Genomic DNA, 11911 nt, shown 5'->3' on the forward strand with positions numbered 1-11911 from the left:
GCGCTGCCGGGCCCCCGGCGGTTCGGTTAGCGTGACGGCGGATCACCCACCTCCGATGGAGGCTTCCCCGCTCGTGGCCAATCCCTACCTGCACGTGCTGCGGACCCCGCACGCGTTGCCCATGGTGCTGGCCGCGTTCGTCGGCCGGCTGCCGCTGTCGATGGTGGGGCTCGGCTGCGTCCTGCTCGTGGCCTCGGAGACCGGCTCCTACGGCTTCGGCGGGGCCGTCGCCGCGGCCGGGGCGGTCACGACGGCCCTGGCCGGGCCGGTGATCGGCCGGCTGGCCGACACGTTCGGCCAGCGCCGGGTGCTGCTGCCCGTGCTCGGGGTCTTCGTCGCGGCCGGGTGCGTGTTCCTCCCGGCGGTGAAGGGAGGCTGGCCGGGCTGGATCGTGTTCCTCTCCGCCGGCATCGCGGGCGCGTGCATCCCGCCGGTCTCCTCGATGATCCGGGTCCGCTGGACCCACCTGCTGCGCGGCAGCCACCGGTTGCCGACCGCGCTGGCCATGGAGTCCGTCGTCGACGAGTTCGTCTTCATCGTCGGCCCGGTGCTGGTCACGTTCCTGTCCACGACCGGCCACGCCACCTCGGGCGTGGTCACCGCCTTCACCCTGGCCGTCGTCGGCAGCCTGCTGTTCGCCGCCCAGCACCGCACGGAGCCGCCGCCCGGCGGGCACGAGAGCCGCACCGGGCCGTCGGCCATGCGGACGCCGGGGCTCCGGGTGCTGTTCGTGGTGGGGGCTGCCGTGGGCGCGATCCTCGGCACGCTGGAGATCGCGCTGGTGGCCTTCGCCGACGAGGTGGGCGCCATGTCGCTGTCCGGCGTGCTCATCGCCGGCCTCGCCGTCGGGTCGATGGCCAGCGGCATCGGCTGGGGTGCGGTGCACTGGCGGCACCCGCTGCGGCACCGGCTGTTCGTCGTCCTCCTGCTGCTGACGCTGCTCAGCGTCCCGCTGCTGATCATCGACGAGATCTGGGTGATGATCCCCTTCGTCGTGGTCGCCGGGATCGCCGTCTCACCGTCCCTGATCAGCTCGTTCACCCTCGCCGAGCTGCTGGTCCCCCGGGCCGCGGTGACCGAGGCGTTCACCTGGATCGGCACCGCCCTCGGCCTGGGCGTGGCCGTCGGCGCCTCGGTGGCCGGCAAGATCGTGGACCTGGCCGGTGCGAACGCCGCCTTCCTGGTGGCCACCGCGTCGGCAGGGATCGCGGCCCTCGTGGTGGGGGCTTTCCAGCGGCTGCTGCACGTGCCCGCGGAGCACGCGGTGGAGCCGGCGCTCGCCGCCTGACACGCCAACTCTACTAATCCGGTCGTATTTGACGGGATTGGATTCGCCTGGTTCAGTCAGGGGCGTGATGCCGACGCTCCGCCTGCACCGCCGGTCCGACGTGGACCTGGTCCGGGTGGCGAGCGCGCTGTGTCCGGGTCGCTGACCTCTCGACCTCACCGACCCGCTGCCGCCTGTCCGCGGCGCCTTCCGCAAGGACCTCGTTCCCGCATGTCTCTCGCTGCTCTGTCCCCTGCGGTGCTCGCCGACCCCCGGATCGCGCCGCTCGTCGCCGTGGCCGCGACCCGGCCGACCGGTTCCGCCGCGCTGGCCGTCGCCCTCGCCGTCCGCACCGACCTCTGGGAGCCGCTGGTCCGCTTCCGGGAGGGGTCCCGGTGGACGGCGCTGCTCGAGCCCGCCGACGTCCGCCCGTTCCTCGACGAATCCCTGCACGCCGAGCTCGCCGACGCCCAGATCTGGCTGCTGACCTGGCTGCCCGGCCAGGGCACGCCGCTGCACGACCACGGGTGCTCCGCCGGCGCGTTCGCCGTCGCGCGCGGCACGCTCACCGAGCGCGTCGTCGCCACCGGCGGGCCAGGCCGCCCGCGCGAGACCGCGACCGATCTGCCCGCCGGGCGGCTGCGGTTCTTCGGTGCGCACTACGTCCACCAGGTGACCAACCAGCACGCCGAGCCGGCCGTGAGCGTGCACGTCTACGCCCCGCGGCTGACCGTCATGAACACCTACCGGGTGGACGACGACGGCCTGGTCCGCACCGGTACCGAGCGGGCGGGGGTGGACTGGTGACACGCTCGCTGGAGCGGCCGGCCGGTGCCCGGTCGATCGACGAGCTGCTGGCCGACGCGCGCAGCCGGCTGGTCCGCGTGACCCCCGAGGAGGCGGCCGCCCGCGTCGCGCGCGGCGCGCTGCTGGTCGACATCCGCCCCGCCGCCCAGCGCGCGGCCGAGGGGGAGGTGCCCGGCGCGCTGATCGTCGAGCGCAACGTGCTGGAGTGGCGGTTCGACCCGCTGTCCGACGCCCGGCTGCCCGAGGCGACCGGCTACGAGGTCGACGTCATCGTGCTGTGCAACGAGGGCTACACCTCGAGCCTGGCCGCCGACGCGCTGCGGTCGCTCGGGCTCGCGCGCGCGACCGACGTCATCGGGGGCTTCGTCGCCTGGCGGGCCGCCGGGCTGCCGACGACGGGCTGACATGCTCGGGACGTGACCGAGCTTGCGAGGTCACGCGGAAGCACAGCAGCCGCTGCGAACGTGGCCGACGAGCGCCAGCGAGGAGGACACGTGAGCCGCCCACGTCCCGCCGCCGGTGGCGGTCGCCTGCTCGGGGTCGTCCCCGAGCGCCTCGGCACGTGGCTGGACGGTGTGGCCGACCGGCACGGCTCCTTCACCAAGGTGGCCGTGGACGACGGCGCCGTCCGGATCACCTGCGCCGACGGCACCGCGCTCACCCTGCGGGCGCCGTTCGACTGGACGCCGGAGCCGGCGCTGCTCAGCGGCTTCACCGCGACCGCGCGACAGCCGCGGCGCGCGGCGGTGCTCCTGGTGCGGCGCGGCCGGTGGGCGGTGGGCGTGTTCGACGGCGCCGACCTCGTCGTCTCCAAGGTCGACGCCCGGCTGGTGCAGGGCCGGACGGCGGCCGGCGGCTGGTCGCAGCAGCGCTTCGCTCGCCGCCGGTCCAACCAGACCGACGCCGTGGTGGCCGCCGCCGCCGACACCGCCGCCCGTGTGCTGCTGCCGCACGCCGGGTCGGTGGAGGCGCTGTTCACCGGCGGCGACCGCGGCCTCGTCGACACCGTCCTGGCCGACCCGCGGCTGGCGCCGTTGGCCGCGCTGCGCCGGGAACCCGCGCTCGAGGTCGGCGACCCGACCAAGGCGGTGCTGCTGACCAGTCCCCGGCAGTTCCGCGCCGTCGCCGTCCACATCGTCGAACCCGGCGACCGCCCCTAGCCGGGCCTTCTGCGCCGAGAGCACGGTCGACGGGGGTCGCGAGCAGGCGTAGCCTTCCTCGACCGTGTCCTCCGCACGCAGCGAGACGACCACCGCCCCCGACCCCGTCCTCACCGCCGAGCGCGCCCATCTGGCCCGCGCGGCCGACTGCCTGACCGAGATGCGCGGCGCCGCGCACGCGGTCACCGACGCCGGCGTGGACGCCTGGGCCTCCGAGCGCCTCGGCGCCGCCCGGGCCGAGCGGCTGCGGCAGCTCGCGGCCGACCCCGGTGTGCCGGCCTTCTTCGGCCGCACCGACACCGGCACCGAGACCTTCCACATCGGCCGCCGGCACGTCCGCGATGCCGCCGGCGACCCGGTGGTCATCGACTGGCGGGCGCCGATGAGCCGGCCGTTCTACCAGGCCAGCGCCGCCGATCCGCAGGGCCTGGTGCGCCGTCGCCGGTTCGGCTTCTCGGGCGGGGAGCTGACCAGCTACGAGGACGAGCTCCTGGGCGCCGGCGACGAGCAGTCGGCCCCGCTGCAGGGTCCCGCCGCGAGCTCGCGAGCGGCGGGGGGCAGCGGGGTCCTTCCGCTTCTGCTCGAGGAGATCGAACGCCCCCGCAGCGGCCCGATGCGCGACATCGTCGCCACCATCCAGCCCGACCAGGACGAGATCGTGCGCGCGCCGCTGGCCGAGTCGATCTGCGTGCAGGGTGCCCCGGGCACCGGCAAGACGGCGGTCGGGCTGCACCGCGCGGCCTATCTCCTCTACACGCACGGCGGGCAGCTCGCCCGCACCGGCGTCCTCGTCGTCGGGCCGAACCGGGCGTTCCTGCGCTACATCGAGCAGGTGCTGCCGACCCTCGGCGAGGTCGACGTCGAGCAGACGACGGTGGCGGAGCTGACCGCTCGCGTCCCGGTGCGCGCGGTCGACGAGCCGCGGGTCGCCGTCCTCAAGGGCGACGCCCGCCTGGCCGAGGTGCTGCGCCGGGCGCTGTGGGGCGGCATCGTCAAGCCGGCCGACTCGATCCAGGTGCCGCTGTCCGGCCGGAAGTACCGGGTGCCGGTCGAGCGGCTCAAGCGCTACGTCGACGACCTGCGCCGCCGCGGGCAGGTGACCGACGACCAGCAGTTGCTGCACTACGGCGCGGCGCGCGAGCGGCTGGCCATGACGCTGGCCGAGGACGCGCGGCGGCAGAAGGAGCTGGCCGGCGGCAGCCCCACCGACGCCGAGACGCGGCGGGCGGCTCGCAGCGCCGAGGTCCGCGCCTTCTGCGACGAGGTCTGGCCGGCACGGGACGCCGCCGGGCTCGTGTTCGCGCTCTACACCGAGCCCGACCGGCTGGCCCGCGCCGCCCGCGGCCTGCTGGACGACGACGAGCAGGCCGCCCTGCGCTGGGCGACGGCCCCGCGCTCGGTGCGCACCGCGCCGTGGACCGAGGCCGACGCCGTCCTCGTCGACGAGGCCGCCGGCCTGATCGAGCGGACCAGCGGCTACGGGCACGTCGTCGTCGACGAGGCGCAGGACCTCTCCCCGATGCAGTGCCGCGCGATCGCGCGGCGGCTCGCGGCCGGCTCGCTGACCGTCCTGGGCGACCTGGCCCAGGCGACCAGCCCCTGGTCGTCGGCCGACTGGGGGCGCACGCTCGACGGGCTGGGCCGGCCGGGCGCCGCCGTCCGCCCGCTCACCCGTGGCTACCGCGTGCCCGGGGAGGTGCTGGACTACGCCAACCGGCTGCTGCCGGTGATCGCGCCGGGCCTGCCGGCCGCGACCGCGGTCCGTCGCGATCCCGGCTCGCTCGCCGTGCACCCCGTGGCCACGCTCGCCGGGCCGGTGCGGGAGGTGGTCGCGGAGCTGGCCGCAGGGGAGGGCTCGATCGGGGTGATCTGTGCGGACGCCGACGTCGCCGAGGTGGTGCGGCTGCTCGAGGACGCCGGCCTGCCCGCCGCCGCGCTCACCGACGACGGCGAGGCCGCGTCCCGGATCGCGGTGGTGCCCGCGACGCTGGTGAAGGGGCTGGAGTTCGACGCGGTCGTCGTCGTGGACCCGGGCGCGATCGTCGCCGCCGAGCCGCGGGGCCTGCACCGGCTCTACGTCGTCCTCACGCGGGCGGTGAGCACCCTCGTCGTTCTCCACCGAGGCGACCTCCCGGCCGAACTGGCCGCTTAGTCCCGCCCGTCCCGGCTGTCGCCCCACGGCGAGGGTGGTTGTGGATCTGGGCGTTTCCTGTTGAGGTGTGACACCGCGCGAGAAGAGGGGGGCGATGGATCGGCCGAAAGCTGCCAGCACGCTGCTCAAGCTGCTGTCGACGATCGTCGTCGCCGGGGTTCTCCTGGCCGGTCTGCTCTTCCCCTGGATCGGTGGCCCGTCGCTGGCTGCGCAGAAGTCCACCGGCCTGCTCGGGAAGCCGCCGGTCGAGCTGACCGACGAGCCGCCGGCCGGCAACACCGTCGTGCTCGCGGCCAACGGCGAGCCCATCACGTGGTTCTACGACGAGAACCGCGCGCCGGTGGCCTCAGACCAGATCGCCGAGGTCATGAAGCAGGCGATGGTCGCGATCGAGGACGCCCGCTTCTACGAGCACAACGGCCTCGACGTCCAGGGCACCGCGCGTGCGCTGCTGACCAACATCGTCTCCGGCGGCGTGCAGGAGGGCGGGTCGACGCTCACCCAGCAGCTGGTCAAGCAGACGCTGCTGCAGACCGCGGACACCCCCGAGGAGCGCCGCGCCGCGGTCGAGCAGACCGTCGGCCGCAAGCTGCGGGAGGCCCGCCTGGCTCTCGCGCTCGAGGACGAGTACGGCAAGGACGAGATCCTCGCCCGCTACCTCAACATCGTGTACTTCGGGCAGAACGCCTACGGCATCCAGCCCGCCGCGCGTGCCTTCTTCAGCGTCGACGCCGCCGCACTCACCCTGCCCCAGGCGGCGCTGCTGGCCGGGCTGGTGCAGAGCCCGACGCACGACGACCCGTTCACCGCCCCCGAGGCGGCCACCGCGCGGCGCAACGAGGTGCTCTCGCGGATGGCCGACCAGGGCTACATCACCGCGCAGGAGGCGGCCGACGCGTCCGCGGCCCCGCTCGGCCTCGCCCCGGGCCCGGCGCCCCGCCGCGGCTGCGTGCAGGCCTCGGTCGGCGCCTACGTCTGCGACTTCGTGCAGCAGTACCTCATCCAGGAACTCGGCCTGTCCCAGGACGACCTGGAGCACAACGGCTACGTCGTCCAGACCACCCTGGACCCCGACCTGCAGCGGGCGGGCGACGCGGCGGTGCTGCAGACGCTGCCGCTGGGCGAGTCGCGGGCCGCGATGTTCACCGCCGTCCAGCCCGGCACCGGGCACCTGCTGGCCATGAGCGTCAACCGGGTCTTCGGCTACGACATCGACGACCCGGCGCAGGAGTCCTACAACCTCAACGTGGCGCCCAGCCAGGGCTCCGGGTCGACCTACAAGGTCTTCGTCGCGGCCGCCGCGCTGGCCCGCGGCTTCGGCAGCCACTACACGCTGACCACGTCGGACCCGTACGTGTCCCGGGTCTACAAGGACGGCGGCAAACCCTACGACGTCGAGAACGCCGGCCGCTACGCCAGCACCCTGGACATGACCACGGCGCTGTACCAGTCCTCCAACACCTACTTCCTCGGCCTGGAGGACGCCCTCGGCAGCGTCGAGGAGCCGGTGCGGATGGCCGAGCGGATGGGCCTGTTCCAGTTCAACGACCCCGCGCTGCCGCAGCAGATCATCGACGACAACCGCGGCTCGTTCACCTTCGGCTCGGAGCCGACCAGCCCGCTCGGGCTGGCCAGCGCCTACTCGACCTTCGCCGCCGGGGGTACGCAGTGCGACGTCGTCCCGGTGACCCGGCTGCTGGACCGCAACGGCGAGGACGTGCTCGGCGACGACGGGCAGCCGCTGGTGCACGACCGGTGCACGCCGGAGGCGATCGCGCCCGGGATCGCCAACACCATGAACCAGATGCTGCGCAAGGACGTCGAGCCCGGCTACGGGGGCCAGACCGGCCGGCGCGCGTACGTGCCCGGTCACCAGATCGCCGGCAAGACCGGGACCTCGCAGGAGAACTTCTCGGCCGCGTTCGTGGGCTACACGCCGGAGATCACGGCCAGCGTCATGGTGCTCAACCCCAAGCGCAACGAGGACGTCGGCGGGTTCGGCGGCAACAAGCCGGCGACGATCTGGCACGACGCGATGGAGCCCATCCTCCAGGCGCGGGGCAGCGGAGAGTTCCCGCCGGCCGACGAGACGGTGGAGAACGGGAACACCAAGCCGGTGCCGAGCTGCGGGAGCGTCAGCCGGTGCCAGCGGGCGCTGGCCGACGCCGGCTTCGCCTACACCACGGTGCGGGTCGACAGCTCTCGCCCCGCGGGCACGTTCGTGGGCTTGAGCCCCCGCAACCGCGCCGTGCCCGGCCAGGTGGTCATGATCCGGGTGAGCAACGGCTCCGACTACGTCGAGCCGAGGCCGGAGCCCGAACCCGAGCCGGAACCCGCCCCGCAGCCACCTCCGCAGCAGGAGCCGCCGCCCCCGGCCCCGGACCCCCCGGCCGACGACCAGGGGGACGGCGACCAGGGCGATGCCGGCCAGGGGCCGCAGCCCGGCCGACCGCCCGGCGACTTCCCGGACAGCCCCGGTCAGGGCGACGACGACTGACGCTCGTCGAGGGACTGGGTGAGCAGCCAGCCGCCCAGCAGCACCAGGTGGAGGACGAACAGCCACAGGCCGACGGCGGCCACCCCGCCGACCACCGCGATCCCGCCGAAGGGCGCCCCGAGGTCCAGCGGCAGGGACAGGAACAGCACGAAGCCCTGCAGGAAACCGGACAGGCAGGCCGCGGTGAGCGGGACGCCGACGAGCAGGGCCCGCCGTCCGACCCGGGCGCCGGCCACCACCTGGAAGCCCCACAGCAGGGGCACGGTCAGCACGGCCAGCACGGAGTAGAAGCCGACGGCCACCCGCCCGAGGGTGGCGGCCGGCCCGCCGGTGCGGGCCAGGTCGGCCATCACCTCGACCGCCAGCAGCAGCGGGTGGAGCAGCAGCGGCGTCACGAGGAGAAGGGGCAGCGCCAGCAGGCGCCCGCGCCACGCCGTCATCGACTCCCGGCGCCGGCTGAACCGCAGCAACGCCCGGCGCAGCCCTTCGCCGTAGAGCGACATGGGCAGCAGCGCCAGCAGGCCCCCCAGCAGGTCCAGGCCCACTCCCGCGTCGACCAGCCGCTGGACCGCCGCCGGCGCACCGACCGCGGCGGGGAACAGCTCCGCCAGACGGGCGCCGAGCTCCCGGACCGTCTCGGGGGAGGTCAGCCGTGCGGTGAGCGCGACGGCCACGACCAGCAGGGGGACGACGGCCAGCCCCGCGTAGAAGGTGAGCCCGGCGGCGATCAGCGCGAGGTCGCGCCCGTGCAGCCGCCGCCGCATCGCCTGCAGGAGCTCCGCTGCCTCCTGCGTCCAGCGCTGCCGCACCGGGTCATGTCACCAGGCCCGGCGTCCCCGCGCCCCTCGGACGGCCTCAGCGGCCCGCGAGGAGGTGCCGGGCGGCCGCGTAGCCGCCCAGCCCGCTGACCGCGCCGCCGCGCACGGTTCCACCCGAGGACGCCGCGACGATCCGCGGGTGCGCGGTCGCCACGCCCCACGTGCCGGCCTCCTCGGGCGTGCGGGCCACCGGCCAGTCCAGGTCGCCGTGGAAGATGTGGCCGCCCGGCATGGCCAGCGCGGCCTCCACGTCGAGCGGTGAGGCGGCCTGCAGGCAGGGCTGCCCGTGCGCGTCGCGCGCCAGGCAGTGCAGCAGCGGCTCCGCCAGGTGCGCGTCCAGCTGGGTGACGACCCGCCGGACGGCCTCGGCGCGGGTTCCCTCGTTGTCCGCGGCATAGAGCTCCGCCGGGGTGTGCAGGCCGAACAGCGTCAGGGTGTGCAGGCCCGCGGCGCGCGCCTCCGGCCCGAGGATGGTCGGGTCGGTCAGCGAGTGGCAGTACACCTCGAACGGGATGCTCGCGGGCAGCTGCCCGGCGGCCGCCTGGGCGTAGGCCGCGTCGAGCTGGCCGGCCGCCTCGTCCACGTGGAAGGTGCCGGCGAACGCGGTCGCGGGGTCGGCGCCCGAGCGCAGCCTCGGCAGCCGGGCGAGCACCATGTTCACCTTCAGCTGCGCGCCGCTCGGCCGGGGTCCGGCGTCGGTCCCGGTCAGCTCGGCGAGCACGGTGGGCGCGGCGCCGACGACGACGTGCCCGGCCTCGGCCGCGGCGTCGCCGTCCTCGCCCGTCCAGTGCACGGTGACGCCGCCCGGGCCGGGCTCCAGGGACGTGACCGTGGCCCGGGTGACCAGCTCGGCCCCTGCGGCGCGGCCCGCCGCCGCCAACGCGCCGGTGACCGCGCCCATGCCGCCGACCGGCACCCGCCAGCGCCCGGTCCCGTTGCCGATCAGGTGGTACAGGAAGCAGCGGCCGGCGGCGCTGCGCGCGTCGTGCACGTCGGCGAAGGTGCCGATCAGCCCGTCGGTGAGGGCCACCCCGCGGACGACGTCGTCGGCCAGGTGGTCGGCGACGACGTCGGCGAGCGGCCGCTCGCGCAGGTCGTGCCAGAGCGCGGGGTCGCGCAGCCGGCCGGCGAGCTCGCCGGGCGCGAGCAGCGGCTCGGTCAGGGTGGGCGCGAGGTCCTCGGCGAGGGTCGCCAGCCGGCCGTAGAACCGCTGCCAGCCCGCCAGCTCGGCGTCGGACCCGGTGAGCGCCCGGAAGGAGGCGGCCGTCGCCGGGCCCTCGTCCCGTTCGACCAGCAGGCCGAGGGACTCACCGCCCCGGGCCACCGCGGTGTAGGAGGCGACCGCCCGGTCGAGCAGCGTCAGCTCCAGGCCGAGGTCGGTGACGATGCGGTCGGGCAGCAGGCTGACCAGGTACGAGTAGGCCGACAGCCGGACGTCGACGCCGTCGAAGAGCTGCCGGCTCACGGCGGCCCCACCCACCTCCCGCCGGCGCTCGAGCACGAGGACCGACCGGCCGGCCCGGGCCAGGTAGGCGGCGGCGGTCAGGCCGTTATGTCCACCTCCGACAACGACGACGTCGTAGCGCGCACGCGGCATCTGCGCACCGTAACCACCGTCCGGAACGCGTTTGCCCAGGTCGCCATGTTCACGTTCACATGACACTCCCGGAGGTGGGGCCCGATCCTCGTCACCCAGCGTGCGGCCTGAAGTGCAATCGGTTGTGAAGAGGTGCACAAATCACATCCGGGTGATTGTCACGAGGCGGTCATCCGCTTACCGTCTGTATGTCCGTCGGGGCGTTGAGTCACTACTGAGTGACACCCGCCGGGCGCCGCCGAACCGGTGGACCGCGCGAGACGCGGGCGCCGGACCGGGGACCCACCGAAGCACCGGGGTGAAGCGGACCCGGCCCTCCAGGCCGGCCCGCCGGGCGCCTTCTGAGCCCGAACCCGTCAGCTAACTCGGTAGGCGGCTGATTCGGAAGAAATGGAGAGCCGCCAGACCATGGCGACCCCTCGGACGTCCTTCCCGCGCCCGAACCTCCTGCCGATCACCGCGCGTCGCGCGGTCCTCGCCCTCACCGGCGCCATCGGCGTCGCGCTGGTCCCGGTGCCGGCCTCGGCCGCGCCGGACCCCGCCACCGCGCAGGAGGCGGCCGCCCTCATGGCCGCCCGCGCCCACGACCTCGAGGCCGTCACCGAGAAGTTCAACGACGCGCGCGAGGAGCTCACCGCCCAGCAGGACGCCGTCCGCGCCGCCGAGGCCACCCTGGCCCAGGCGCAGGCCGACCTCGCCACCGCCCAGGAGCAGGTCCGCGGCATCGCCCGCAGCGCCTTCACCGGCGAGGGGCTCAACGGCTTCTCTGCGCTGATGACCAGCGACGGCGCCGACGACTTCGTCGCCCGCATGTCGACGCTGGAGATGGTCGCCGGCCACCAGAACGAGATCCTCGGCGAGGCCGCCGCGGCCAGCCAGGTGGCCGCTCAGGCGCAGACCACGGCCGCCAAGGCGGCCACCGAGGCCCAGGCCACCTTCGACGCGGTCGCCGCCCAGCAGGCCGACCTGCAGAAGCAGGTCGACGAGTACCAGGCCGATTTCAGCCGGCTCTCCGCCGAGGAGCGGCAGGCGACCACCGCGCTGGCCGGCCACAGCGGCGACCGCGCCAGCCGGGCCGAGCGCGCCGAGCCGCTGCCCTCCGGGCCGATCGTGGCGAGCAGTGCGGCCGCGCAGACCGCCGTCGACACGGCCATGGCGCAGCGGGGCAAGCCCTACGTCTGGGCGGCCGCCGGCCCCGGCTCGTACGACTGCTCCGGGCTGGTCCAGTACGCCTACAAGGCCGCCGGCGTGAGCCTGCCGCACTCCAGCAGGCAGCAGGCGAGCATGGGTCAGGCGGTCTCGCGCGCCGAGCTGCAGCCCGGTGACCTGATCGCCTTCTACAGCCCGGTCAGCCACATCGGGATCTACATCGGCAACGGCCAGATGGTGCACGCACCGACGTCCGGTGACGTGGTCAAGGTGGCCAGCATCGACGCCGTCGGCACGATCACCGCGATGCGGCGCATCGCCGGCTGAGTCCCCGCCCGCACGCCTTCCGAGCCCCCGGCCGCCTCCCCCGCGGCCGGGGGCTCCGTCGTGTGCACGGTTGACAGGGCGCCATCGTCCGAGAACACTGCTCTCAAAACGGATCGTCGATCACGAAACGGAGCAGG

At 74.7% G+C, this 11911-nt stretch carries 9 protein-coding genes and 1 riboswitch; of the genes, 7 read left to right on the top strand and 2 right to left on the bottom strand.

The features are described from left to right. Positions 1 to 55: 55 nt before the first annotated feature. The 6 genes from ACWIYF_RS02175 (at position 56) to ACWIYF_RS02200 (ending at position 7883) form a co-directional block, all read left to right on the top strand. Positions 56 to 1288, top strand: a complete 1233-nt coding sequence (locus ACWIYF_RS02175) for an MFS transporter (RefSeq protein WP_448626479.1) — start codon at positions 56 to 58, stop codon at positions 1286 to 1288. A gap of 210 nt (positions 1289 to 1498) precedes the next feature. Beyond that, positions 1499 to 2074: a cysteine dioxygenase gene (locus ACWIYF_RS02180; protein ID WP_448626480.1), complete on the top strand. Its 576-nt coding sequence runs from the start codon at positions 1499 to 1501 to the stop codon at positions 2072 to 2074. After that, the gene (locus tag ACWIYF_RS02185) at positions 2071 to 2478 is read left to right on the top strand and encodes a rhodanese-like domain-containing protein (protein WP_448626481.1); all 408 of its coding nucleotides are present in this window, start codon (positions 2071 to 2073) and stop codon (positions 2476 to 2478) included. Before ACWIYF_RS02180 ends, ACWIYF_RS02185 begins: the two co-directional genes overlap by 4 nt. A gap of 90 nt (positions 2479 to 2568) precedes the next feature. Further along, complete coding sequence (locus ACWIYF_RS02190; RefSeq protein ID WP_448626482.1) at positions 2569 to 3234, top strand: acVLRF1 family peptidyl-tRNA hydrolase; 666 nt, start codon at positions 2569 to 2571, stop codon at positions 3232 to 3234. A 64-nt stretch (positions 3235 to 3298) separates the two neighbouring features. Then, positions 3299 to 5386, top strand: coding sequence for a HelD family protein (locus ACWIYF_RS02195; RefSeq protein WP_448626483.1), 2088 nt, complete (start codon positions 3299 to 3301; stop codon positions 5384 to 5386). Between the two features lie 94 nt (positions 5387 to 5480). Then, on the top strand, positions 5481 to 7883 hold the full coding sequence (locus tag ACWIYF_RS02200) for a transglycosylase domain-containing protein (protein WP_448626484.1): 2403 nt from the start codon (positions 5481 to 5483) through the stop codon (positions 7881 to 7883). Here the strand turns inward: ACWIYF_RS02200 and ACWIYF_RS02205 are convergent. Next, positions 7865 to 8692 (bottom strand): YhjD/YihY/BrkB family envelope integrity protein, encoded by an 828-nt coding sequence (locus tag ACWIYF_RS02205; protein ID WP_448626485.1) that lies wholly within the window; start codon positions 8690 to 8692, stop codon positions 7865 to 7867. The two genes, ACWIYF_RS02200 and ACWIYF_RS02205, sit on opposite strands and share 19 nt — an antisense overlap. Before the next feature lie 46 nt (positions 8693 to 8738). Beyond that, the gene (locus ACWIYF_RS02210; RefSeq protein ID WP_448626486.1) at positions 8739 to 10298 is read right to left on the bottom strand and encodes a phytoene desaturase family protein; all 1560 of its coding nucleotides are present in this window, start codon (positions 10296 to 10298) and stop codon (positions 8739 to 8741) included. 242 nt (positions 10299 to 10540) lie between these two features. After that, positions 10541 to 10690, top strand: a riboswitch (cyclic di-AMP (ydaO/yuaA leader). Between the two features lie 16 nt (positions 10691 to 10706). On the opposite strand from ACWIYF_RS02210, the gene ACWIYF_RS02215 reads away from it, so the two are divergent. Beyond that, complete coding sequence (locus tag ACWIYF_RS02215; RefSeq protein ID WP_448626487.1) at positions 10707 to 11774, top strand: NlpC/P60 family protein; 1068 nt, start codon at positions 10707 to 10709, stop codon at positions 11772 to 11774. Positions 11775 to 11911: the final 137 nt, after the last annotated feature.

It is taken from the genome of Geodermatophilus sp. URMC 64 (genome assembly GCF_053502555.1).